Here is a 24,746-nt window from a genome sequence, read left to right as displayed (position 1 = left end):
GCCGCCGCCGGAACCTCCTCCGTTACCTCCGTTACCGCCATTGCCGCCGCCGTTCCCGCCATTGCCGCCGCTTGGAGGCGTTACTACAGGAGTTCCGTCCCATACGGTCTGAATAATGACATCCGATCCGTATTTATATAAGGTGCGTTCGGTCGAGTTGAGATCGATCGTGCGCGCGGCAGACGCATTGTATACGCCAAGACCGAGTGTCAGCACGAGTAAAATCATTAACGGGTAATACCCTTTGGACGATCTCGACAGCTGCGTCAGCGTCAAGTACAACGGCACGGGAAGGAACTTGCGTCCGAGCCAATTGAACAACTTAAGCAGCCATGGGAACAGCCTCAGGAAAAACAAACCTAACGCGAATATCGCTAACGCCGGCACGAAGAACAGAAACGGCTGCACATTAAGCTGATCCGTCGTCATGCCCGTCTGGAACGTCAGCATTTGACGTTCATTAAACATATACCATCCATAACCAGCCGCCCCGAGCAGCAGCACGTCAAGGAACCAACGCTGCCAAACCGGCTTGCGGTCAGAGCGCGCGAGCTCCTGCTTGTAGCTCACGATGGAGGAACGCGCGTAGATGACGGCCGGGATTACTGTGGCTAAAATAGCCAGCAATACCGCCGCGCAACCTGCGATGATGGCTTCCGTCGAAAAGCCGACCGGAATCGATGCCCGGTTGACGAACGACAGGAAACCGTTAGCAGAGCCGATGCTTTTTGCCATGAACCAGCCGATAAAAGGTCCCGTAGCCAAAGCAACAGCACCTAGCATCAGGCCCTCCAGCAGATAAATCCATATGATCTGCCGCGTTCCTGCACCTCGGCTTCGCAACACAGCGATGTCGCTGCGCTGTTTATCCAACGATTGGCGCGCATTCATCGCGATGAAGTAGAATACCATCGCAATCATCGGCGCGGCAAGCGTGAACAGCAATGTCTGAAGCTGCAAGCTTTGCTTGCGGAATTCCGTCAATGTGGACGCGAACGAAATTTCCACACGCGTATCTTTCATGCGCTGGTAGAGCTCGATGTTAAGCCGCTCCAGCGTTCTGCCAAGAGGAGACAATTGACTCGTCTTAACCTCGGACAGATCGAATGCATAATACCAGCCGCCGTTATGCAGCGGTATGCCAAACTTCTCGAGCAGCACCTTCTGGAAGACGGCTTCGCTGACCTGCAGCGAGCCAAGCAGCCCTTCCAGACCTTGATACCAGTAAGGGTTAGCGGCGTCGACTGGATTAAAGGCGCCGACGACCTTAACCCGTAACGTCAGATTAAGTCCGCCGTATACCGGGTATTCGAATATATCGCCAATATGGATGTCGTTGCGGTACATCGCCTCCTCCATCATGACGGCTTCGATGATTTCTCCGTCGCCTGCTCCTTCGTCGAACCACTTGCCCTGCGCGATCTCGCCATGTTCGGCTAGGCCTGACATTGTCATTAGAGACAATTGCCTGTTGCGGCCCGCATCGACCTTGCTGGGATCCTCCGGTACAACATCGGAGCTGCGGATAGAATACGTTTTCTGGTACGTGTCATATGTAAAACCAATGCTTTGCGGAACCTCTTCTTTAATGTATCGCTCCAGCTCTGCCAATGCCGTCAGGTCCGTCTTCTCGCCAGGGGTGGATTGAAAACGCATGAGCAGCGAGCCTGCCGGCATGCCGGTGCTCTTTTCCTGCAGCGACTGGGCAACGACGCGCTTAAGCGCTCCGTCCGCATACATCGGAATGCTTGTCGCGAACGCGACCGCCATCGTAAGTCCCGCAAGCGTGCTTAACGTCAGCCATCTTGTATTCCACATCTTGCGGAATATGAATCGAAACAGCGGAATACCCATGTTTTATCGACCTACGACTTTCTGCCCCGGCTTCAGCCCCTGCAAGATTTCGATATCCGTTGCAGTCTGCTGGCCGACCTCGACGTCCACCTCGCGTTTGCCTTCATTATCGATAACTTGAACATAAGTGCGCGAACCGATGTTACGGAGAGTCGAAGGCGGAATAACGACTGCATTTTCCGTCCGTTTCGTAATGATATTAATGGAGATCGGCGTACCGCGCGCAATGTCTTTCGGTAATTCCGGGAGGTCAACAATCATAAAATCCTCGGGACGCTCCGGCTTGTTTTCCCCTTGAGGCGGATTGTTGCCGTTATTGCCTTCCGTCGTTTTAACCGGCATCTGCTTAACCGTTCCCTTGAAGTTGCCGACACTGCTGATCGTTACGACGGCTTCCATTCCCGGAGCAATCTTTTCGAGCTCCGTTTTCGTCAGCTTGGCCGCCGGCGTCATAAGGGCAGTATCCGCTACGATCGCGATCGGGGCGTAGGCTTTGATGACATCGCCCTTTTGCGCGCTTACCGATACGATTGTCCCCGAATAAGGAGCCACGATGGTCGCTTTTGCGATCTCTTCCTCCATGTCAACGAGCTTCTGGCGTTTCTCCTCGAAGGCGATTTGTTTTTCCTCGAACTCCAGCGGCTCCATCTCGTCGCGCATCCGGAGCGTTTCCTTCATGGCATTCTCTTCGCGTTTGAACGCCAGTCTCTCATTGCGGAGCGTCTTCTTTAAATCCTCGACATCAAGCTCTCCAATGAGGTCTCCCGCTTGCACGGTATCGCCCGTTTTGACGTAGAGCTCTTTCAAGTGTTTATTTTCGAGCGTAAAATATAACGTTTCTTCCTGGGTGGAAATCACTTTGCCGATGACCTGGACCTTCGTCTCCAGCGTCTTTGTCGTTACCTCGTATTCGGGCTTCTTCGAAATTTGAGGCGGAACGATCTCCGGCAGCACCTCCTCCGCTTTCTCGTCAGGCAATAGCGAGCATCCCCCTGCGAACACCAGCGATACGCTCAGCGCGGCTATTATGGACTGTTTAGATAAACTTCCCGTCCACCATTTCATAGACATGGTCGGCAACCTCCAAAATCGTAGGATCATGTGTAGTCATGCAAATTGAGACGTTTTCTGTTGTGATGATATTTTGGAAAACCGACATGATTTGTGCGGACATTCCCGTATCCAGCTCTGCAGTCGGCTCGTCTGCGAGCAGCAAGAGCGGCTTGTGAGCGATGGCCTTCGCGATAGCTACGCGTTGCTGCTCGCCGCCGGAAAGCTCGAATGGACGATGATGCATCCGCTTCTCCAGGCCGACCAGCTCAAGGCACTGCTCAACTCGACTCTTCCATTCCGACCTTGGCGTTCCCGCCATGCGAAGCGAGAGCTCAACGTTCTCCCAGGCAGAAAGCAAGGGCATTAACGCGAACGCCTGGAAAATAAAGCCCATCTGCCTGCGCCTTACATGGGTTCGCTCGTCGTCGCTCATTCGGCTGAAAGGAAGGCCATTAAATAAGATTTCTCCCTTGCTCGGCGTATCCAATCCTCCAAGGCAGTTGAGCAGCGTCGTTTTGCCCGAGCCAGAACGACCCTTCAGCATTACAAGCTGATTGGGCATAACGGACATCTGAATGCCCTTGAGGACATGCAGCGTACTGCTGCCAACCTGGAACATTCGTTCCAATTGGTTAACTAACAGCAATGGTCCGCCAGTTGCGCTATCTCCGCCCTGCTTATCTTGGGCAGAGTCAACACTGCTGTTCGGAGTTTGCTCGATCATCTCTTGTTTCATCGTTTGCTGTTCCGTACCGGCATACCCCTCCCGCATTCTCTATCTTCATATTTCTAATCTTACATCATAGACGGAATTGACCAAGAAAAAGTTACGCATCTTGGGCATTTATCCCTAACTTTTTTCGTTAGCAAAAAGAAGGCTGCTCCGCAGGGAATAACGGAACAGCATGATGACCATTCTACCACAATAGAATTTATTAATTTTCGAACATTCGAAAACCGAAATACTATTTGGCGATAAATCCCACTACTAAACGCGGTCGCTCATCTCTGAAAGGCTTCGATAAAGGATTTCTCATGCCTTCACTTTAAATTGGCCAACGGCCGCTCCCAGTTGATCCACGATATTATCCAGCGTGCGGGATGCGTCTGCAATATTGTCCGTCAGCGCCAGCTGCTCTTCCGTAGCAGCCGCTACGTTTTCCGTTTTCTCCAGACTTGCGGCAGCCGTAGCCGCCGATTGTTCCGAAGACGCGCTTACCTGCTCGGAGCTCGCGGACATCTGCTCCGTTATCGCCGAGCTTTCCTGCAGCTGCTCCGTCATCTTGTTGACTGCGGCACTAATTGCATTTAAGCGGAGGTTCAGCTGAGCGACGCGATTATTGCCATCTTCCACCTCTGCAAGCGTTTGACGCATAACGTCCGAAGCGTTGGCGATCTCCCCTCTTGTTTCCGTTACGAGATCGTTAATGCCTTCCGCAGATGCGAGAGAGCTTGCGGCAAGCTTGCGAATCTCGCCGGCAACGACTGCAAAGCCTTTGCCATGTTCGCCGGCGCGAGCAGCTTCGATAGATGCGTTAAGCGACAGAATGTTCGTTTGGTTCGAGAAAGTCGTAATGTTTTCCGCGATGGAGCCGATCTGTCCGGAACGCTTCTCGAGCGTTTCAATAATGCCGGAGAGGCGATGAATGACATCAACCATGCCTTGCATTCGTTCTTCCAAACGATTCAGCGCTTCACGGCCTTCGTCTGCTTCTATCGAAGTGGAAGCGGAGTGATCCGCCATAGTCGACGTATTTTCCGCGATGCGGCCGATGCCAACCGTCATCTCTTCGATGGCGCGAGAAGTCTCTGCAGCGCCCCGTGCCTGCATCTCGGAATTTTGCGTTACTTCCGCGATTTGTCCCGCCACATGCTCCGATGCCGCCGCGGACTCCGATGCAGCGATCGATAAGCGCGTGGAGGAACTTTTAACTTCGGAGGCGTTCTTGACGACGCCCGAGATCAATCCATGCATCCTCTCGATCATGTCGTCCACGGAATGGAGGATCCGTCCAAGCTCGTCTTTGCCATACTTGGCGGCGCGCGGCGATGTCAGATCTCCTTGGCTCACCAGGTTGGTCTTTTCGAGTACTTTTCTGATCGTAGAGGTCATCGCGCGCGTAATCAGGATCAGCATAACGAGAAGCAGCAAAGTAACGACGATGACAGCGATAAACGTAAAGAGCTGCGAGGAGTCCAGGTTTGATTCGATCTCCTCCATCTTCTCGTCCGCAAAGGCTTCAATGTTCTTCACGACTTCGTCTACGCCGGTGCGGGCGGTCTGGAACAAGGAGTCGACTTCCGGATTTACGGCAAGCGGTTTGCCGTCATTTGCTGCCGCAGAAGCCGCCGAAAACCATGCGTTATAGTTGTCATCAAACGAATTCAAAATGTCGCCGACTTTCGCAGCGGATTCTCCTTTGTCCAGTTGGAGCAATCCAGCGGATTCCATCAACGTCTTCGCGGAAGCGACTCTCTCGATTGCTTGATCCTTGTTCGCAATCATCTCTTCATTCATCGTTTTTAGCGAGGCCGCGTCCAACGCGCCCGATTCGATCAGAAGATAAGCATTGTTGGCTTGATAGAGATCGCGGTCTGCATTAAGCATGAGCCTGCTAACCTGATTGGAGGTTTCGTGTATGGACGACTTCATATCGTCGAATACTTTCCGTTGCTCTCCCAAAAGCATAAGTCCGGTCATCGTATAAAAAAACAAAGGAACAGCTGCCAAAATAACCAATTTTAAACCAACTGAAATTTTCATATTCGTCTCTCTCCTCGTCTTATTACCGATACTTATTTATCGGATAAAACGAAGGCAATATGTAACAGCAACCCTAAACTTTTTAAATTTTATTTGTCGAAAAAAAACGTTCCGGCTCTCAACCGGAACGTTCTTTATTTCGGGTGCTTCAAGTACGGCAGAGAATATCGTTACTTCCCGAACGATTGAGGATTTTGGCGCCATGCTTGAAGCGTCGCTACATCAGCTTCTGCCACGAGCCCTTGCTGCGCCGCTTCTTGTATAAGCGCCGAGTAGTTCGACAGCGTCTCAAGCTGGAATCCATCATCTTCGAATGACTTTGCGGCGGAATTAAATTGATACGTGAAGATCGCGAGTACAGCAAGCACTTCGCCGCCCGCCTCACGAACGGCTTGAGCCGCCTTCAGCGAGCTGCCGCCCGTCGAGATCAGGTCTTCGATGACGATAACCTTCTGACCTTCGGCGATGCGGCCTTCGATCTGATTCTGTTTGCCATGTCCCTTCGCCTTATCGCGAATGTATGCCATAGGCAGGTTCAGCTTCTGCGACACCCAAGCGGCATGCGGAATGCCCGCTGTCGACGTGCCCGCAATGATCGCAGCATCTTGATAACGCTCGCGTATGATCGTCGCGAATCCCTCTGCGATCATATCGCGAATCTCGGGATAACCCATCGTCAAGCGGTTATCGCAATAGATCGGCGATTTGAGACCCGATGTCCATGTAAACGGTTCGTTCGGACGAAGAGCAACGGCTCCAATCTTCAGCAGGCTCTTCGCGATCTCTTGGGGCAAATTCGATAATGTCAGCTTAGTCAACTGCAATCAGCTCCTCGATGATAGATTCAATCGCGGCGCGCGGCTCCGGCGACGCCGTTATCGGTCTTCCGATAACCATGTAATCCGTTCCTTGGCGTAACGCCTCGCCCGGTGTCATGATGCGGGATTGGTCTCCGACATCAGAACCGGCAGGACGAATGCCAGGCGTTACCGTGACGAAATTACCGCCGCAAACGGACTTGATCGCGACGACCTCGGACGGTGAAGCGACGACGCCTTGCAGACCTGCCGTTCTTGCCAACTTTGCATAACGAATGACCGACTCTTCCACTGGGCCGGGTATGCCGATCTGTTCGTTCATAACAGAGACGCTCGTGCTCGTAAGCTGCGTCACCGCGATGACCGCTGGCGCGGTACTGCCGTTAGGGAGCGCCGCTTGAACGCCTTCCATCGCAGCCTCCATCATGGCTGTGCCGCCGCCTGCATGGACATTAAACATATCGATGCCCAGCTTCGTTACGCTGCTCGCTCCGCCTTTGACGGTATTCGGTATATCGTGCATTTTGACATCCAGGAAGACGTAATATCCGCGTTTCTTAAGGCTCTCCACAAAGGATGGGCCTGCAGCATAAAACAGCTGCAAACCCACCTTCATATAACAGGGAATGCCCTTCAGCTCCTCGATCAGTCGTTCGGCCGCCGCGGCGTCCGGATAATCCAGAGCCACCATGATGCGTTTCGCGGCCTGTTCGCTTGTCAGCTTCATCTGCGATTCCCCCTATTTACTTGTTATTTGCCGGATTTGCTCAGCACAGGCATGGCATGGGACGAGAAGTTGATCGTCTCCATCATGCGGAGAAGCGCACGGACCGTATCAAGCGATGTCATGCAAACGACTCCGTTCTCGACTGCTTCGCGGCGTATGCGGAAGCCGTCGCGCTCAGGCGCCTTGCCTTTCGTCAGCGTATTGACGACGAATTGCGCTTTGCCTTCGCGGACCATGTCCAGAATGTTCGGCGAACCTTCGCTCAGCTTGTTCACGCGTTGCACATACAAGCCTGCCGCTTCCAACGCATCCGCCGTACCGCCGGTTGCCATAATTTTATAACCGATTTGGTTGAAGCCTCGAAGCAGCTCCACCGCTTCTTCTTTGTCCTTGTCGGCCACGGTAGCGATGATGGTTCCGGATGTCGGAATTTTCATGCCTGCGCCGATGAGACCCTTGTACAGTGCTTTCGCATACTGCACGTCGCGTCCCATTACTTCGCCCGTCGACTTCATCTCCGGAGTCAGCGTCGGGTCGACGCGGCGCAGCTTGGCGAAGGAGAAGACCGGCACCTTGACGGAGACGTATTCGTCTTCCGGCCACAGACCGTCCACATAGCCTTGAGAAGCAAGCGTTGTGCCGAGAATCGCTTTGGTCGCCAGGTTCGCCATCGGCAAGTTCGTCACTTTGCTCAGGAACGGAACCGTACGGGACGAACGCGGGTTAACCTCGATCACATACACTTTCTCATTGTGAATAACGTATTGGATGTTAACGAGACCGATGACCTCGAGTTCTTTCGCAATCTTGATTGTAATTTCAACGATCTGCTGCTTGATGTCATCCGATAGCGATTGCGGCGGGTAGACCGCAATGGAGTCGCCGGAGTGAACGCCTGCGCGCTCGACATGCTCCATAATGCCCGGGATCAGAACCGTCTCTCCGTCGCAGATCGCGTCGACTTCCGCTTCCTTGCCCATCATGTAGCGGTCGATCAGGACCGGATGCTCCGGATTGATCTTCACGGCTACTTCCATGTAGCTCAGCAGTTCCTCATCGGAGTATACGATCTCCATAGCCCGTCCGCCCAGAACGTACGATGGACGTACAAGCACCGGATATCCAAGCTTCTGTGCCGTTACAACCGCTTCTTCGACCGATGTTACCGTGCTGCCTTCCGGTTGCGCGATGTTCAGCTTGCGAAGCAGCGCTTCGAACTTCTTGCGGTCTTCCGCCGCGTCGATGCTCTCCAGGCTGGAGCCCAAAATACGTACGCCTGCTTTAACCAGAGGCGCAGCAAGGTTGATTGCGGTTTGGCCGCCGAATTGCACGATTACGCCGATCGGATTCTCTTGTTCGATGACGTTCATAACGTCCTCGAAGAAAAGCGGTTCGAAGTAGAGGCGGTCGGAAGTGCTGAAGTCCGTCGACACCGTCTCCGGGTTGTTATTGATAATAACAGCTTCGTACCCCGCGTTCTGGATCGCCCACACCGCGTGAACGGTCGAGTAGTCGAACTCGATGCCTTGACCGATCCGGATTGGGCCGGAGCCGAGCACGAGAACCTTTTGTTTAGTCGTCTCCGTCACTTCGTTCTCCACCTCGTACGTGGAGTAGTAGTACGGTGTAGTCGCTTCGAACTCGGCCGCGCACGTATCAACCATCTTGTAGACCGGCTTTAGTCCATTCTGCAAACGGAATGCGCGAACCTCCGCCTCTGTTGTATGGCTGCCGTTCGGGAATCCTTCCTTGCGGATTTCCGCGATGGAGCGGTCGGAGAACCCTTTGCGCTTCGCTTCGTACAAAGAACCTGCCGACAGCGTTGCTTCCTTGCGCAGACGGTCTTCGAAAGCGACGATGGACTCGATTTTGTCAAGGAACCACCAGTCGATTTTCGTGATGTCCTGAATCTCTTGCAGGGAGAAACCGCGGCGGAATGCTTCCGCTACGAGGAACATGCGCTCATCATCCGGCTTCTCCAGGCGATTGCGCAGTACCGACTCTTCCAGAGCACCCGCTTCCTTGAGATGCAGACGGTGAGCGCCGATCTCCAGTGAACGAACAGCTTTATGGATGGATTCTTCGAAGGTGCGGCCGATGGCCATAACTTCGCCGGTAGCTTTCATCTGCGTTCCGAGCTTGCGGTTGGCGCTAACGAACTTGTCGAACGGCCAACGCGGAATCTTCGATACGATATAGTCGAGCGTCGGCTCGAAGCATGCGTAAGTTTGACCCGTAACCGGGTTAACCAGCTCATCCAACGTGTAGCCTACCGCGATCTTCGCGGCCATCTTCGCGATCGGATATCCTGTCGCTTTGGAAGCCAGCGCGGATGAACGGCTTACACGCGGGTTCACTTCGATGACGTAGTATTGATAGCTGTGCGGATCCAGCGCGAATTGCACGTTGCAGCCGCCTTCGATATTGAGCGCGCGGATGATTTTAAGCGACGCGGAACGAAGCATCTGGTACTCGCGGTCGGACAACGTCTGCGAAGGCGCAACTACGATGCTGTCGCCCGTGTGCACGCCGACCGGGTCGAAGTTCTCCATGTTGCAGACGACGATGCAGTTGTCGTTCGCGTCGCGCATCACTTCGTATTCGACTTCCTTCATGCCGGCTATCGACTTCTCGATGAGACACTGGCTGATCGGGCTGTAGCGAATGCCGGAAGCCACGATTTCGCGAAGCTCTTCTTCGTTCGCGCAGATGCCGCCGCCAGTACCGCCAAGCGTGTAAGCAGGTCGAACGATGATCGGGTAACCGATGGAGTTCGCGAAGTCGACGGCGGCTTCAACCGTCGTAACGATTTCGCTCTCAGGCACGGGCTGCTCCAGCTCGCGCATCAGTTCGCGGAACAAGTCGCGGTCTTCCGCTTTCTCGATGGCGATTAGCTGCGTGCCGAGAAGCTTAACGTTCTCGCGCTCCAACACGCCTGCACGCGCCAGCTCTACGGCCATGTTAAGGCCGGTTTGACCTCCAAGCGTCGGCAGCAAGCCGTCAGGACGTTCCTGGCGAATGATCTGGGAGACGAACTCCAGCGTGATCGGTTCGATATAAACCTTATCCGCCATGTTCGTATCGGTCATGATCGTAGCCGGGTTGCTGTTAATAAGCACAACCTCGTAGCCTTCTTCTTTTAGTGCCTGGCAAGCTTGCGTACCGGCATAGTCGAACTCCGCCGCTTGTCCGATCACGATCGGCCCGGAGCCGATCACGAGAATTTTTTTCAATTCATTATTTCTGGGCATACTCAAGCTCTCCTTTCAACGTCTCCGACAAGACGGCTTGACGAGGTTTTTGCGGGTTGTTTTTTTTGTGCTCGCGGATCATCTCAAGGAATTCGTCGAACAGGTAGCTGGAATCGAACGGACCAGGCGCTGCCTCCGGATGATATTGAACGGAGAAGGCAGGGTGTACGTTATGCTTCAAGCCTTCGATTGTTTTGTCATTGTTGTTGATGTGCGTCACTGTCAGCTGCGTGCCGTGAACCGTATGGTCAAGCACCGTATAGCCATGGTTCTGCGATGTAATGTAGCAGCGGTTTGTAGCCAGCTCCTTGACAGGATGGTTGCCGCCGCGATGACCGAATTTCAGCTTGCCCGTATCTGCTCCGCAAGCCAGCGCGAACAGCTGATGACCAAGGCAGATGCCGAAGATCGGGAATTCGCCGATCAACTCGGAAATCATCTTCACGGCATGCGGTACGTCTTTCGGGTCCCCAGGGCCGTTGGACAGCTGAATGCCGTCAGGTGCCAAGCGGCGAATCTGTTCTGCCGTCGTGTCATGCGGAACTACGACTACGTCGCAGCCGCGTTGCGTCAATTCGCGCAGGATGCCGCTTTTGGCGCCAAAGTCGACCAATACGATGCGCTCGCGGTTGCCAGGACTGGAGAAAACATTTTTGGTGGATGTGCGTGCTACCTGATCTCTCAGCAGTTGAGATGCGTTCAGGCGTTCGGCCAGTTCTTCCACTTTTTCGTTGCCAGTCGTGATCAATCCTCTCATCGTACCGAAATGACGTAGCTTGCGAGTCAGCATGCGCGTATCGATATCGCTGATGCCTGGGATGCCGTACTCCTTCAGCAGTTGCCCCAGCGAATATTGCGCGCGCCAGTTGCTCGGAACAGGCTCATGGCGGCGAACGACGAAGCCGTGAATGTGAGGGCGCAGCGCTTCGAAGTCATCGCGCGTAATGCCGTAGTTGCCGATCAATGGATAGGTCATCGTAACGATCTGTCCGCAATAGGATGGATCGGAGAGCACCTCTTGATAACCTGTGATACCTGTATTAAAAACGACCTCGCCCGTCATTTGCGTTTCCGCACCGAAGGACAGACCGGTGAACAACGTTCCGTCTTCCAACAATAATCTTGCTTGCATCCGTCTCACTCCTCAGCTGTTAGTAAGGTTGTTCAAAAAGTCCGCTTCCCATCACGAAGTATCCCAAGAAGCCTACTCGACATCGAATATTGAATTCAGGCGAAACTTCCGGTGCTCACTTAGCTCTGCTAAGCTCTGCTCCTCAGTTTCTACCTTCATCCAATCTTCTCGGTGCTGAAAACCGAACTTTTTGAACTCGATTAAAAATCTATTTCCAAAGTTATTCCGACCAAACAATGTTTCCATTCACGATTGTCGTTACCGGCCAACCCTTGAGCTGCCATCCGCCGAAAGGCGTATTGCTGCTCTTGGACAGCGTATCTGCCGGATCTACCGTTCTTTCGCTCTCCAGATCGACGATCGTGATGTCGGCAGGCGCCCCAACCTCCAGCCTTCCCGTGTTTAACCGGAACACGCGTGCAGGGTCCTTCGTCATTTTCTCCAGCAGGAATCCGAGACTCCAGCGGCCGGTCTCGACGAACTTCGTGTAGAGTAGCGGGAATGCCGTCTCGAAGCCAACGATCCCAAATGGCGCAAGATCAACTCCGCGAGCCTTCTCCTCTGCGCTGTGCGGCGCATGGTCGGTGACGATCATGTCGATCGTGCCGTCCTCCAGACCCTCGATTACGGCTTGAACATCGCGCGGCGTGCGAAGAGGCGGGTTCATCTTCCAGTTAGCGTCATCGAGCCCCGGGATATTCTCATCCGACAAGATCAGGTGATGCGGGCAAACTTCTGCGGTAATTTTTGTACCGACCGACTTGGCCAGACGGATAAGTCTGACCGACTGCTCCGTGCTGACATGGCAGACATGGTAATGAACGCCGGTAGCTTCGGCCAGCAGAGCGTCGCGGCCTACATGGATGGCTTCCGATTCGTTCGGGATCCCTTTGATGCCGTGCTTGCGGGAGAATTCGCCTTCCGATGCCCAAGCGCCCTCCACAAGCGTATCATCCTCGCAGTGTGCGATGACCGGCATGTCGAGCGATCGAGCCAGCGCCATCGCGTCTTTCATCATCTGCGCATTTTGTACGCCTACGCCGTCGTCCGTGAAACCGATCGCGCCTGCTTCCTTAAGAGCGGCGAAGTCGGTCAGCTCTCGGCCCAGTTCGTTCTTAGTGATGGCCGCATAAGGCAGCACCTTTACGATACCGGCATTTTTCGCTTTGTCGACCACATATTTGACCGTCTCCGGCTTATCGATGACCGGGCGCGTGTTCGGCATGCAGGCGATTGTTGTAAATCCGCCTTTGGCTGCGGAGCGCGTGCCTGTAATGATGTCTTCCTTATGTTCGAAGCCCGGATCCCGCAAGTGTACGTGCATGTCGATAAAGCCTGCCGACACCAGCTTGCCTCCTGCATCCACAGCATCTGCCGATCCTGTGTCGACATCCGCTCCGCTATCGAGAAGCTCGGCTATGATGCCGTCCTCGATACGGATATGTTTGCTCTCGAGACGTTTTGTCCCCTCGTTCCAGACATTGCCGTTCTTAATCCATAATGACATGTTGACATCTCCATTCGACCCAAAAGTCCGATTCTGTCTCGCCCGCCTTAAAAGAGGCTCTTATAATGAAGCTGGACAGCTGACCAGCTGATTGTCTAACTTAGCGCCCGCTCCACAACCGCCATTCTTACCGGAACCCCGTTTTCCATCTGCGGGAAAATTCTCGATTGCGGATGCTCCACCAGCTCGTCGTCGATCTCCACGTTCCGATTTACTGGCGCCGGATGCATGATGATGGCATGCGAATTCATTCGCGAAGCACGTTCCGCCGTCATCCCGAACTGTTCGCGATAGGATTCCGCCGAGTTCAGCATGCCGCTCTCATGACGCTCCAGCTGTACGCGCAGCATCATGACGACATCGGCTTGAATCGCTTCTTCTATCGGAATATATGGTGCATCCAGTTCCATCGCTCTCATATTGTCCGGGGCGCAGAAGCTGACGTTCGCTCCCATCTTGCGAAGTCCGTACAAGTTGGAACGCGCTACTCGGCTATGCAGTATGTCCCCGATAATGGATACGTTTAGCCCTTGCAGGCTGCTGCCAAAATGTTTGCGAATCGTGTACATATCCAGCAGCGCCTGTGTCGGATGTTCATTATTGCCGTCGCCGGCGTTAATGAGCGGCACCTTGATCTTCTCGGCCAGTTCCGCGAGAACGCCGATCGGCTTTAGCCGGATAATGCCGACGTCTATGCCCATGGATTCAAGAGTGCGCACCGTATCGTAAATCGACTCGCCCTTCTGCACGCTGGAAGCAGCAGCGGAGAAGTTGATTACTTCCGCTCCAAGCCTTTTCTCCGCGACTTCAAACGAAAAGCGTGTCCGCGTGCTGTTCTCGAAGAACATGTTTGCAGCGAATTTTCCAGCCATATGCGAGTGCACTTTGGATGGATGGTTCTCCCAGTGTGCCGCCCGATCCAAAATACCTTCAATTTCCGCCTTGTCGAGCTCTTTCAGACCGAGCATGCTGCGCTCCTTCAGTTGCGTTACCGTCATGCCGCTTACCCCCTATGATGAATGATGGTCACTTGATCCTTCAAGTCGATCTCCTGAAGCGATACTTGGATTTGTTCTTGTTTGGAGGTTGGCACGTTTTTGCCGACAAAGTCCGGCCGGATGGGAAGTTCGCGATGGCCGCGGTCCACGAGCACGGCAAGTTGAATGCTGCGCGGTCTCCCGCAATCCATCAGCGCGTCCATGGCAGCCCTTATCGTACGTCCGGTATATAATACGTCGTCGAACAGAATGATCCGTTTGTCCTTCGTCCGGAATGGGATTCCGTCAATCTCGCCGAGTGCAGCAGCCGATTCCATCTTGGCCGTCGCAACCGATTCGTCTTGGCGATCGTCCCGATATTGCGTAATATCCAGTTCCCGTACCGGTACCGGCTTGCCTTCGATCTCGCCGATGCGTTCGGCTACCCGATTTGCAATGTAAACGCCGCGAGTCCGAATGCCGACGATTACGCAATCGTCAATGCCCTTGTTCTTCTCGACGATTTCATGAGCGATCCGCGTAAGCGCACGGCGTATCGCCGTATCGTCCATAATGACCAGATGTTCTTCTTCTGCCATGTCCGCGCTCCTTTCTGCCTCGCCTCATCCGATGATTCCTTGTCGTCCAACATTTAGCGCGTCCCGACGTCGGTCATACAAAAAGACTCCATGCGAAGATGTCCGCAAGGAGTCTGTGACCAGTCGGGAAAAAATCGGAGCCCACTCGTCGCATCATGATTTCAAAAACACGAATGCGGGTGGATTGTCCAATTCCGTCCATTAATGACCAATATTCACGCTACCTTGCCAGCCTCTCGGGACTGAGTTAAAGGTTCTGCTTAGTATCATTGGAATTATCCCACGTTCGACAAGCAATGTCAATAGTCAATGCCATCATAGCCGATGTTGTCGAATGAAAACCGTTGGTTACAGAAGTCGTGGTTAGTGTTCGTCCAAACCAGCAGCCTATTCAAGGGTAGCGTTGGCAATACGTTCATGTTCGATCAAACTGCCTTACAAGCTCAGCTTGCGGATCCGTTCGACCGCCTTAACCGTGTTCTCGCGGCTGCCGAATGCCGTCAGGCGGAAGTAGCCTTGACCGCTTTGACCGAAGCCTACGCCCGGAGTACCGACGATATTGGCTTCGGACAAAAGTTTGTCGAAGAAGCTCCAGGAATCCATGCCTTGCGGCGTCTTTAGCCAAATGTAAGGAGCGTTTACGCCGCCGAACACTTCCAGTCCGATGGAAGCGAGACCGTCGCGGATAATGCCCGCGTTCGTCATGTAATAGTCTATCAGCTCGGAGATTTGTGCCTTGCCCTCCGGGGAATAGATCGCTTCGGCGCCGCGTTGCGTCACGTAGGAGACGCCATTGAATTTCGTTGTATGGCGACGATTCCACAGGTCGTTGATCACGACGGAGTTGCCGGCAGCGTCAAGGCCTTTGAGCCCGCGCGGCACTACCGTGTAAGCGCAGCGTACGCCAGTAAAGCCGGCTGTCTTGGAGAAGCTGCGGAATTCGATCGCGACTTCCTTGGCGCCTTCCACTTCGTAGATGCTATGCGGAACGTCATCCTCCTGGATGAAAGCTTCGTACGCGGAGTCAAACAGAATAAGGCAATTGTTTTCGCGAGCATAGTCTACCCAAACCTTCAACTCGTCCTTCGTCAGCGTCATGCCAGTCGGATTGTTAGGATAGCATAGGTAGATCAGATCCACTTTGCGGTCCGGCAGAAGCGGCTTGAAGTCGTTCTCCGCCGTGCACGCCAGGTAGACGATATTATCGTAGCGTTTCGTCTCCCCGTTGTACTTTCCGGAGCGTCCTGCCATAACGTTTGTATCTACATAAACCGGGTATACAGGATCCTGAACCGCTACAATGCTGTCCGCGCTAAAGATCTCCTGGATATTGCCTACGTCGCACTTGGAGCCGTCTGACACGAATACTTCATTCGATGCGATTTCCACGCCACGGGTCCTGTAGTCGTTTTCGATGATCGCATTGACCAAAAAGTCGTAGCCTTGCTCGGGGCCATAACCTCGAAACGATACCGGCTGCGCCAGCTCGTCTACCGCTCCGTGCATAGCTTTAAGGACAGCTTCCGGCAAGCCGCGCGTTACGTCTCCGATACCCAGACTAATAATCTCGGCTTGGGGATTCTCTTGCATAAATTTCGTACGGCGTTTTGCGATTTCGGAAAATAAATAGCTGCCTTGCAGCTCCAAATAGTTCTGATTAATGGATGTCACTTGCATTCACCTGTCCTTGTTTCGATTTTTATCCGATTGAATATAGGATATCGTACTTGGACGTCAAGGATCATGCAGAATGTGAGCAAAAGTTTGCACTTGTTAGCGGTGACGCAGATTAACCAGAATTTGTTCCATATCGCTTGGCAAAGCGGCCTCAAAATGCAGCCTCTTTCCCGTACGCGGATGCGTGAAACCAAGCACTGCCGCATGCAGGGCCTGTCCGTTCAGCGGAACCGTCTTATTGCGCCCGTAGACTGGATCTCCTGCCAGCGGATGGCCGATATACTTCATATGGACGCGGATTTGATGCGTGCGTCCAGTCTCGAGCTGGAGCTCCAACAACGAATAGTCTTCGCCGATTCGCTCCAGCACGACGAAATGAGTGACGGCCGTCTTGCTGTTGCGATCCGTGACGGTAAACAGCTTGCGATCGGCAGCATCCCTGCCGATCGGGGCGTCCACGGTTCCTTGGTCATGCGGCAGTTTTCCATGCACGAGCGCGATGTATTTGCGCGTGACGCTATGCTCTTTGAGCTGCTCTGCCAGCGAAACATGCGCAAGATCATTTTTGGCGGCCATCAACAAGCCCGTCGTATCCTTATCGATCCGATGCACGATACCCGGCCTTAGCAAACCGTTGATTCCGCTCAAGTCTTTGCAATGATACATTAACGCGTTGACAACCGTCCCGGACGAATGTCCGGGAGCGGGATGGACGACCATCCCTCGCGGTTTATTGATGACGATGAGATCACTGTCTTCATACACGATGTCGAGGGGGATATTTTCAGGCATAATATCCGCTTCTTGCGCTTCGGGAACGACCAGGACGACGGTATCTCCTTCGCTCAGCTTGTAATTCGCTTTGATCGAACGTCCGTTTACCGTAGCCGCGCCTTCTCTGATCCATTCCTGCACTTGCGTGCGCGACAAGCCGGCTTGTCCAAGCTCGGCCAGTTGATCCACTATAAATTTGTCCGCGCGTTCTCCAGCCGCTTCAGGCCGTATCCGCCATTCCAGATCGTCCTCGCGATCAAGAGACAGGTTGCTGCTCATGTTGTTCGGGCTCCTTGTTTTGCGCTTGGTTTTGTTTTCTTTTCTCATCCCTGGCGACGAGCAGCGTATCCAGCAAAATCAATCCGACGCCGATCACGATGCCGGAATCCGCAATATTGAAGATCGGGAACGTATAGCTGCCAAAGTTGAACTTGAAAAAGTCGACAACCTCGCCGAAGCGAACGCGATCGATGAAATTGCCGACTGCGCCGCCCAGCACAAGCGCGAGGCCCGTCAGCAGAATCGGCTTGCCGGATTTGCGCATGAGCTGAATATAAGTAATCAGCCCGATTAAAATAACGGTCGTAATAATGATGAAGAACGTTCGCTGCTCCTGCAGAATGCCAAATGCGGCGCCTCTGTTCCGGTGCGAAGTGATCAGAAAGAAATTGCCGATCACGCTGATCTCGTCGTACAGTTCCATTCGGGTCGCTACGATTTTTTTGGTAATAAAGTCGAGCACGAACACGAATACAGCTAGCAGATAATACAAGAAAACACGCATGGGATCACTCCTATAAAGTTTGAGATGGCTATGTATTCCGGCACATACGACCGCTCCACATAGTGTAGCACAGGAACGGGTACGGAGCCAACGCAGCGAGGCGGGCATCATGCGGGTACGATGCGCAATAACCAGGCTTCCATGCATGTCCATACTGAAATCCGGCCATTCGGCAGAAACTACGCAGGACAAGACGAAGATTGATCAACAAAGGATGGTGCCCCATTCCATGAACTCATTATCGAAATCGCAACGCGACCTGCTCAGAAGCAGATTAACGGATGACCAAGCCGATATCGAATCACGGTTAGAGCAGAACGAACATGATGGACTGTCCGAAGCTTTGCGCGATTCTACAGGCGAGCTCTCGCCTATCGACAATCATCCCGGAGATGTCGCATCCGAGCTGTATGAACGCGAAAAGGACATTGCGCTTCTGGAGCAAGAGGAGTTGCACCTTAGACGAATCGAAGCTGCCCTCGACGCCATGGACAAGGGCAGCTACGGAACTTGCGTCGCATGCGGCAAGGATATACCGTTCGAGCGTCTCGATGCCGCACCTGACACCCTCTACTGCATCGATCATGCACCGCGAAACATCGTGAGCGATAATCGTCCCGTCGAGGAAATATTTCTAAAGCCTCCGTTCGGCAGAAGCAGCCTCGACGAACATGAATATAACGGCTTCGATGGCGAGGATGCCTGGCAGATCGTAGAGCGCTTCGGCAATGCGGATTCGCCTGCCATGTCGGAGAACCGGGACGTCGCCGATTACGACCACGTAGGCATAGAAGCGGACGAGAACGACGGCTTCGTGGAGCCGCTCGAAAGCTTTGTGGCAACAGACATTACCGGCCGTCACGTCTCGATCGTGCGCAATCGGGAATACGACCGGTACATGCATAGCAACGAAGGCGATTCCGACTTGCAATACGATGATCAATTCGATGAGAATTAACTCTTATTCGTAAGTACGCTTCATTAATAGTGCGAGTTCAAAAAATTCGGTTCTCAGTACAATAGCGTATGCTTCCGATGCTGCGTTTTTTCAAAAACGCTGTAGAAGATTGGATGAAGCTAGAACCTGAGGAGCGGAGCGTAGTGGAAGCTACGTGAGCACCGGCAATGTTTCCGGAGGAAACATACTTCGTAAGCATCCGTCTAGGTTCGGCAAACATCGGGCCCCGCGAAAGTAATCGGAATTAGCATCGAAGCTTCCCTTCACTTTCGTGGGTATCAGGAAATATTCGACGTCGAGTAAGCTTCTAGAAATACTTCGTAATGGGAAGCGGACTTTTTGAACAACCTCTAATATTGTTTGCCCTCAAGCTGAATCTGTACGATCTTCACGATATCCGCAATATAATCGCCGATGATGGGCAGGTTGAGCGCACCGAGAATTCGAAGCACATACAAAATCGTGGCAGCAAAGAAAGTAAAGCCAATTGCGATACCGATGCCTCTTGCCGTTCCGGCAAGCAGATTGCGCCAGATTAGCTTTAAGGGCTTGTTGAGCATATCGACGTAATCCGCAATATGGGTACGTTCCATATTGGTGGCCACGTTCTCCAGCCTCTTCTCGACGGCTTCTAGCGATCTTTGAAGCACGGAGAGGTCCTTAGGCTCGTGCACGGCAGACTGGGTATCGTGTTTTGCTTGCTTCGACTCTTTCCTCGCTTCTTTGTCGTCCGTCCACTTCGAGTTATCCCGTTTCATTCGCATCGCAACATTACACCTCCGTTACAGAACAAGGAAAGCCCGCTCCGCCGGCATGGCGGCAAGCGGGCTTCTCACTCTTATACTATAACCTTAACCCTTGATGAAAATGCCAATTTCCTTATCGCCAAGGGAAACTCGGTCCATGCTTTCCGCTACCCCGAAGGATAGGGATTGAAGCAATACGTTTTCGTTCAACACGTTCTCGAACGTCCGAAGCGCCTCTTGAAGCGTCGGCTCGGCGTCCAGCACAAGGTCGATGCGTTTCTCGATGGGCAGATCCAGCTTCTTCCGCGTGTCCTGAACGGCGCGAATCACCTCGCGGACCCATCCCTCTTGCTCCAGCTCCGGCGTAATATCGGTATTTAGCGCGACGGTCACGCCGCTGTCCGATGCCGATGCGAAGCCCGACTTCGCTTGTTTCTCCACAAGCAGCTCATCGATGGAGATTTCCAGCGACTCCCCGTCGTCGGTCGAGAAGGAGTAGCCTCCTCCGTTAACAACGGCGCGTGTATCCTCTGGCGTCATGGCTTTCAGGGATGCCTGGATAGGGCCTACGTATTTGCCGTATTTCTTGCCGGCAACCTTGAGATTAAGCTTCAAAGTGAAATCAACAAAGCCGCTGTCCGAGGTTTGAACGGTGATGGCCTTGACGTTGATTTCGTCCTTGATGATTTCCTCGTATTCGGCAATCGCGAAGTCGCGATCCAGCGATACGATCAACTCGGATAACGGCTGGCGCGTCTTGATGGATGTTTCGTTCCGCACATTCCGCGCAAGCTCGACAATTTGTTTCGCGCTGTCCATATCCCGTTCCAGCGCGGCATCGATCAGCGATTCATCCGCAGACGGGAACTCGGCCAGATGGACGCTGTCTTCGCCGCCGAGATTGCGGTACACGTCGTCCGCGAGAAGCGGAGCGTATGGGGCGATCAGACGAGATAACGTCATCAGCACGTCGCGCAGCGTCGTATATGCAGCTATCTTATCGGCAGAGAGGCCGCTGCCCCAGAACCGATCGCGCGAACGGCGGATGTACCAGTTGCTGAGCTCATCCACGAAGTTCTCGATCGCTTTGGCCGGATTCAGGAAGTCGTTGCTATCCAAGCCTTTGGAAACTTGAGCAATCAGGCTGTTCATCCTCGACGTAATCCAGCGGTCGAGCTTGTTGTCCGATCTACCTGATTTGTGCTGCGCAGGATCAAAGCCGTCAATTGTTGCGTACAAGGCGTAGAACGCGTGCGTATTTACGATCGTGTCTATAACTTTGGACTTCGCCTCGCCTACAATGCCGCGCGAGAATCGTTTGCTGTTCCAAGGAGCGCTGTCGGCCAGAAGCGCCCAACGGAATGCGTCCGTCCCGTACTCGTTGATGATCTCCCATGGATCGATAACGTTGCCCTTTGATTTGGACATCTTCTGTCCGTTCTCGTCCAGGATATGTCCCGTCGAGATAACCGCCTTGTACGGCGCCTTGCCATTATAGAGCGTGGATACGGCCAACAGGCTGAAGAACCAGCCGCGAGTCTGGTCGATGCCTTCGCAAATGATGTCCGCGGGATATTGCTCCTCGAACGTCGCTTCATCTCCGAACGGATGATGCTGCTGGGCGAACGGCATGGAGCCGCTGTCGAACCAGACGTCGATTACTTCCGGCGTACGACGCATAACGGCGCCTTCCGCGAACGGCGACTTCAGCAGAATGTCGTCTACATAAGGCTTATGAAGCTCAATATCCTCAGGCACTTCACCCACCGCACGGGCACGTAAATCCGCGATGCTGTCCGGCGCATACTGCTGTCCTGTCTCCTCGCAAACCCAAACGTTAAGCGGCGTGCCCCAGTAACGGTTGCGGCTGATGTTCCAATCGACCAGATCCTCCAGAAACTTGCCGAAACGGCCTTCGCGGATATGGCCCGGGTACCAGTCCACCTTGCTGTTGTTCGCGATGAGCTGATCCTTGACCGCCGTCGTCTCGATGAACCAGCTCTCCGTTGCATAATACAGAAGCGGCGATTTGCATCGCCAGCAGAACGGATAGCTGTGCTCATAACGCTCCTTGGAGTAGAGCAGCCCCTTCTCGCTAAGCATCTTCACGATGTCGACATCGCAATCCTTGACGAAACGTCCCGCAAGATCCGTTACCTCGTCTACGTAGCGTCCGGCATTGTTTACGACGCTCAGCATGCTGATGCCGCTCGCGCGGGCGACTTTGTAGTCGTCTTCGCCGTGCGCGGGCGCGATATGGACAATGCCCGTACCGCTGGTGTCGCTGACGAAGTCGCCGGCAATAACGATATGGCCTTTCTCGATGGGCACGTATCGGAACGGCGGCTCGTAAGAACGGCCGACCAGTTCCGCGCCTTTCACGGTGGACAGGATTTCGAAATTCTCCTTCAGGACGGATTCCGCCAATGCGGCTGCCACAATGTAAACCTCGCCGTCCTTCGACGCGCGAACATAATCAAGCTCGGCGTTTACGGCAAGCGCTACGTTCGCCGGGAGAGTCCAAGGCGTCGTCGTCCAAGCCAGGATGAATTCGCCGGAATCCTGCAGCTTGAATTTCGCGGTCGCGCTAAGATCCTTTACGTCCTCGTAGCCTTGCGCGACTTCATGCGAGCTCAGCGTCGTCTGACAGCAAGGGCAATACGGGCTTACCCGATGGCCGCGGTACAGCAGCCCTTTTTTGTGAATCGTGGACAAGATATGCCACACGCTCTCGATATATTCGTTCTTCAGCGTAATATATGGATTATCCAGATCCGTCCAGTAGGCGATGCCTTCCGTCAATTCGCGCCATTGCTTCTCGTACTCGAACACGCTGTCCTTGCACTTTTTCACAAAAGCTTCTACGCCGTAATTTTCGATTTCCTGCTTGCCGGAGATGCCAAGCTGTTTCTCGACGCCAAGCTCTACAGGCAAGCCATGCGTATCCCAACCCGCTTTGCGCACGACACGGTATCCGGACATCGTCTTGTAGCGGCAAATAAAGTCCTTGATAACCCGTCCGAGGACGTGGCCGATATGCGGCGCTCCGTTGGCTGTCGGCGGTCCCTCGTAAAAGACGAAATTCGGCTTGCCTGCCCTGTTCTCGATCGATTTCCTGAACGTGTCCTCTTCTTTCCATTGCGCCAGTACCCGCAGCTCGCGGCTGCGCGCGCGTTCCTTAACGTCTACGCGTTGCATCACTCAACAGCTCCTTCAATTGATATGTCGGCAAAAAATAAAATAAACCCCGCCCCTGTAAAGGGACGAGGTTTGCTCGCGATACCACCCTTGTTCCGCAGCCTGTACAGCTCCACCATAGGAACTCTCCGATCATCCCGACGACGATCAGCGGCTGCGACACCTTGTCTGCGAACCCGACTTCGATTCGCGGTCCCTGTAACGGAGGACTGGCCGTCGACGCTTAATGCTGCACTTCTCGCAGGTTAGGCGGCGCTTCTCGGAGAGGATATTCGGTAACGGCTCATACGCCGGGCTTGCAGCAATCGCCGGCTCTCTGTGGAATGATTCCGATACGTACTTGTTCTCGTCAATGAAGTTACATTCATCTTATGTTGCCTTTAATAGTTAAGTTATAACGAATTCTCGAACGAATGTCAAACGATATTGTCGCAAGATTTCTCATGCAAACATCGAAGCTGTCTCCAGCCAGCCCCTAACCCCTCAACAATTCGCGCTCCGAATCGCGGCTGGACGAATCCAGCGTCTCCCAGCCGTCCTGCGACAGCAGCTCTAGCTGCGCTTCCACAAGCGTGCGGAACCGCGCGCGGTAGATCGACGCCTGCTTCTTCAGTTCTTCCACTTCCAGGGCGACCTTGCGGGACTTGTTGAGCGAATCGTTGACGATGCGATCGGCATTCTTCTCGGCTTCCTTAATGATCAGCTGAGCTTCCTTCTTTGCATTGTTGCGCACCTCGTCGGCCGCTTCCTGCGCGACGATAATCGTTTTGCTGAGGGTTTCTTCGATATTGGAGAAGTGGTTCAGCCTCTCTTGCAGCGAAAGCATTTGGTTCTGAATTTCCTTGTTCTCGCGAATCAGGGATTCATAATCCTTAATGACCTGATCAAGGAATTCATTCACTTCGTCTTCATCGTATCCGCGTAATCTGCGGGAAAATTCCTTATTATGTATGTCCAATGGCGATAACGGCATTGGAGCACCCCCTCGTATGAAGTTATTACGTGGCGGACGACGGATTCTCCGTTCGCAATACGCCAGCCTGTTGAAGAGTAGGATTCGACAACGTTATCCCTTTTTCCTGCTGCCGCATAAAACTATTTGTATACGAAAGCCATGATTTCGACAATTCTTCCCAGCGTAAGCGGCTTCCTTCCTAATATAACGAAGGCTCCCCCGATTGTCGAAGGAGCCTTCCCGTTTCGCTATGGCGCCAGCATGCCCAGCGCTTCCTTCATCGTCTCCCGAATGGTCACGATATCGGAACCGTAATACTTGTCCGTCTCGAGCCGATGGACGTTGCCGTTTTTGACGGCGTCCAGATTGCTCCATAGTCCGGACTTCTCGATTTCCTCGAAAGCCGCCTTGTCGTCGCCTTCGTCGCGCACGATCAGGAAGATGTGGTCGCCCGCGTATTCCGGCAGCAGCTCCAGCGAAATTTCCTTGGCCGAAGCGAATATATTTCCTTCGATCTCGGCGGCCACCGCCTCCGGCGCTTTCGCCTGCAGACCGCTTCTGAGCATATATCCCGCGAAGTTCCGGTTCAGGTAGATGCGTAGTCTGCCCTTCTCCACGCGGAAGATCGTCACGGTCTCGTCGCCGATGGAAGACTGCAGCTTGTCTCGGGCGGCTGCCGCCTCGGCTTCGTATTCTTGGATCCACTTCTTCGCTTCCTCCGTCTTGCCTACCAGATCCGCGATCTTCGCGAAAATATCGTAGATGGGATCCTGCTCGAAGGTGATATAGAAGATCGGGGCGATCTTGCCGATCTGTTCCATTTGTTCCGGATAGATTTCCAGGAACACGGTAGGCGCGATGACGAGATCCGGAGCGAGCAACGTGACCGTCTCCGGGTTAGGCGGGTCTCCGATGCGCTCCACGCCTTCCATCTCCGCTTGTGTGTACACAATCTTAAAGCCGTTGTCTCCG

Annotated in this window: 19 protein-coding genes and 1 other annotated feature; of the genes, 1 reads left to right on the top strand and 18 read right to left on the bottom strand. The window is 53.7% G+C overall.

Annotated features, from left to right (window positions below; genetic code table 11):
- From PAT3040_RS03445 to lspA, 14 genes are all read right to left on the bottom strand, one after another.
- On the bottom strand, positions 1-1,854 hold a 1,854-nt coding region (locus PAT3040_RS03445; protein WP_146200351.1), incomplete at its 3' end, for an FtsX-like permease family protein.
- 3 nt (positions 1,855-1,857) lie between these two features.
- A complete protein-coding gene (locus PAT3040_RS03440; RefSeq protein WP_108991530.1) occupies positions 1,858-2,925 on the bottom strand; it encodes an efflux RND transporter periplasmic adaptor subunit in 1,068 nt (355 codons plus the stop codon).
- Positions 2,891-3,643 (bottom strand): ABC transporter ATP-binding protein, encoded by a 753-nt coding sequence (locus PAT3040_RS03435; RefSeq protein WP_108991586.1) that lies wholly within the window; start codon positions 3,641-3,643, stop codon positions 2,891-2,893. Before PAT3040_RS03435 ends, PAT3040_RS03440 begins: the two co-directional genes overlap by 35 nt.
- Positions 3,644-3,940: 297 nt before the next feature.
- Positions 3,941-5,671 (bottom strand): methyl-accepting chemotaxis protein, encoded by a 1,731-nt coding sequence (locus PAT3040_RS03430; protein ID WP_108991529.1) that lies wholly within the window; start codon positions 5,669-5,671, stop codon positions 3,941-3,943.
- A gap of 170 nt (positions 5,672-5,841) precedes the next feature.
- Positions 5,842-6,489 (bottom strand): orotate phosphoribosyltransferase, encoded by a 648-nt coding sequence (gene pyrE, locus PAT3040_RS03425; protein WP_108991528.1) that lies wholly within the window; start codon positions 6,487-6,489, stop codon positions 5,842-5,844.
- Positions 6,482-7,216, bottom strand: a complete 735-nt coding sequence (gene pyrF, locus PAT3040_RS03420; protein WP_087567713.1) for an orotidine-5'-phosphate decarboxylase — start codon at positions 7,214-7,216, stop codon at positions 6,482-6,484. The genes pyrE and pyrF overlap by 8 nt, the downstream gene beginning before the upstream one ends.
- 23 nt (positions 7,217-7,239) lie before the next feature.
- Complete coding sequence (gene carB / locus PAT3040_RS03415) at positions 7,240-10,467, bottom strand: carbamoyl-phosphate synthase large subunit (protein ID WP_108991527.1); 3,228 nt, start codon at positions 10,465-10,467, stop codon at positions 7,240-7,242.
- The gene (locus PAT3040_RS03410; protein ID WP_108991526.1) at positions 10,454-11,599 is read right to left on the bottom strand and encodes a carbamoyl phosphate synthase small subunit; all 1,146 of its coding nucleotides are present in this window, start codon (positions 11,597-11,599) and stop codon (positions 10,454-10,456) included. Before PAT3040_RS03410 ends, carB begins: the two co-directional genes overlap by 14 nt.
- Positions 11,600-11,819: 220 nt before the next feature.
- On the bottom strand, positions 11,820-13,106 hold the full coding sequence (gene pyrC / locus PAT3040_RS03405) for a dihydroorotase (protein WP_108991525.1): 1,287 nt from the start codon (positions 13,104-13,106) through the stop codon (positions 11,820-11,822).
- Positions 13,107-13,201: 95 nt separating this feature from the next.
- Complete coding sequence (locus PAT3040_RS03400; protein WP_108991524.1) at positions 13,202-14,104, bottom strand: aspartate carbamoyltransferase catalytic subunit; 903 nt, start codon at positions 14,102-14,104, stop codon at positions 13,202-13,204.
- Positions 14,105-14,109: 5 nt separating this feature from the next.
- A complete protein-coding gene (pyrR, locus tag PAT3040_RS03395) occupies positions 14,110-14,682 on the bottom strand; it encodes a bifunctional pyr operon transcriptional regulator/uracil phosphoribosyltransferase PyrR (protein WP_087567708.1) in 573 nt (190 codons plus the stop codon).
- 435 nt (positions 14,683-15,117) lie between these two features.
- Positions 15,118-16,359, bottom strand: a complete 1,242-nt coding sequence (locus tag PAT3040_RS03390) for an LL-diaminopimelate aminotransferase (protein WP_258234809.1) — start codon at positions 16,357-16,359, stop codon at positions 15,118-15,120.
- Positions 16,360-16,455: 96 nt separating this feature from the next.
- Positions 16,456-17,412, bottom strand: a complete 957-nt coding sequence (locus PAT3040_RS03385; RefSeq protein WP_108991523.1) for an RluA family pseudouridine synthase — start codon at positions 17,410-17,412, stop codon at positions 16,456-16,458.
- Positions 17,390-17,917 (bottom strand): signal peptidase II, encoded by a 528-nt coding sequence (lspA, locus tag PAT3040_RS03380; protein ID WP_108991522.1) that lies wholly within the window; start codon positions 17,915-17,917, stop codon positions 17,390-17,392. The genes PAT3040_RS03385 and lspA overlap by 23 nt, the downstream gene beginning before the upstream one ends.
- A gap of 229 nt (positions 17,918-18,146) precedes the next feature.
- On the opposite strand from lspA, the gene PAT3040_RS03375 reads away from it, so the two are divergent.
- On the top strand, positions 18,147-18,875 hold the full coding sequence (locus PAT3040_RS03375) for a TraR/DksA C4-type zinc finger protein (protein WP_087567860.1): 729 nt from the start codon (positions 18,147-18,149) through the stop codon (positions 18,873-18,875).
- Positions 18,876-19,225: 350 nt separating this feature from the next.
- On the opposite strand, the gene PAT3040_RS03370 is transcribed toward PAT3040_RS03375, so the two are convergent.
- The 4 genes from PAT3040_RS03370 to PAT3040_RS03355 all read right to left on the bottom strand — a co-directional run.
- Positions 19,226-19,639 (bottom strand): DUF5665 domain-containing protein, encoded by a 414-nt coding sequence (locus PAT3040_RS03370; protein ID WP_307719150.1) that lies wholly within the window; start codon positions 19,637-19,639, stop codon positions 19,226-19,228.
- An 87-nt stretch (positions 19,640-19,726) separates the two neighbouring features.
- Entirely contained in the window at positions 19,727-22,819 is a 3,093-nt protein-coding gene (gene ileS / locus PAT3040_RS03365; RefSeq protein WP_108991521.1) for an isoleucine--tRNA ligase, read from the bottom strand.
- 58 nt (positions 22,820-22,877) lie between these two features.
- Positions 22,878-23,181, bottom strand: a binding site (T-box leader).
- Positions 23,182-23,294: 113 nt separating this feature from the next.
- Positions 23,295-23,792, bottom strand: a complete 498-nt coding sequence (locus PAT3040_RS03360) for a DivIVA domain-containing protein (protein WP_087567704.1) — start codon at positions 23,790-23,792, stop codon at positions 23,295-23,297.
- Positions 23,793-24,022: 230 nt separating this feature from the next.
- A partial coding sequence (locus tag PAT3040_RS03355; RefSeq protein ID WP_108991520.1) for an ABC transporter substrate-binding protein occupies positions 24,023-24,746 on the bottom strand: 724 nt, incomplete at its 5' end.

It is taken from the genome of Paenibacillus agaridevorans (genome assembly GCF_003112455.1).
Classification (GTDB): Bacteria; Bacillota; Bacilli; order Paenibacillales; family Paenibacillaceae; genus Pristimantibacillus; species Pristimantibacillus agaridevorans.
This window is presented reverse-complemented; position numbering and strand designations above follow the sequence as displayed.

Excerpts from the sequence above, each read along its gene's own strand:
- PAT3040_RS03410 (WP_108991526.1), bottom strand. The coding sequence starts at position 11,599 with ATGCAAGCAAGATTATTGTTGGAAGACGGAACGTTGTTCACCGGTCTG.
- PAT3040_RS03435 (WP_108991586.1), bottom strand. The coding sequence starts at position 3,643 with ATGAAACAAGAGATGATCGAGCAAACTCCGAACAGCAGTGTTGACTCT.
- PAT3040_RS03400 (WP_108991524.1), bottom strand. The coding sequence starts at position 14,104 with ATGACGGTAACGCAACTGAAGGAGCGCAGCATGCTCGGTCTGAAAGAG.
- PAT3040_RS03370 (WP_307719150.1), bottom strand. The coding sequence starts at position 19,639 with ATGCGAATGAAACGGGATAACTCGAAGTGGACGGACGACAAAGAAGCG.
- pyrF (WP_087567713.1), bottom strand. The coding sequence starts at position 7,216 with ATGAAGCTGACAAGCGAACAGGCCGCGAAACGCATCATGGTGGCTCTG.
- PAT3040_RS03360 (WP_087567704.1), bottom strand. The coding sequence starts at position 23,792 with ATGCCGTTATCGCCATTGGACATACATAATAAGGAATTTTCCCGCAGA.
- pyrR (WP_087567708.1), bottom strand. The coding sequence starts at position 14,682 with ATGGCAGAAGAAGAACATCTGGTCATTATGGACGATACGGCGATACGC.
- PAT3040_RS03430 (WP_108991529.1), bottom strand. The coding sequence starts at position 5,671 with ATGAAAATTTCAGTTGGTTTAAAATTGGTTATTTTGGCAGCTGTTCCT.
- pyrC (WP_108991525.1), bottom strand. The coding sequence starts at position 13,106 with ATGTCATTATGGATTAAGAACGGCAATGTCTGGAACGAGGGGACAAAA.
- PAT3040_RS03375 (WP_087567860.1), top strand. The coding sequence starts at position 18,147 with ATGAACTCATTATCGAAATCGCAACGCGACCTGCTCAGAAGCAGATTA.
- PAT3040_RS03440 (WP_108991530.1), bottom strand. The coding sequence starts at position 2,925 with ATGTCTATGAAATGGTGGACGGGAAGTTTATCTAAACAGTCCATAATA.
- PAT3040_RS03385 (WP_108991523.1), bottom strand. The coding sequence starts at position 17,412 with ATGAGCAGCAACCTGTCTCTTGATCGCGAGGACGATCTGGAATGGCGG.
- lspA (WP_108991522.1), bottom strand. The coding sequence starts at position 17,917 with ATGCGTGTTTTCTTGTATTATCTGCTAGCTGTATTCGTGTTCGTGCTC.
- carB (WP_108991527.1), bottom strand. The coding sequence starts at position 10,467 with ATGCCCAGAAATAATGAATTGAAAAAAATTCTCGTGATCGGCTCCGGG.
- PAT3040_RS03390 (WP_258234809.1), bottom strand. The coding sequence starts at position 16,359 with ATGCAAGTGACATCCATTAATCAGAACTATTTGGAGCTGCAAGGCAGC.
- ileS (WP_108991521.1), bottom strand. The coding sequence starts at position 22,819 with ATGCAACGCGTAGACGTTAAGGAACGCGCGCGCAGCCGCGAGCTGCGG.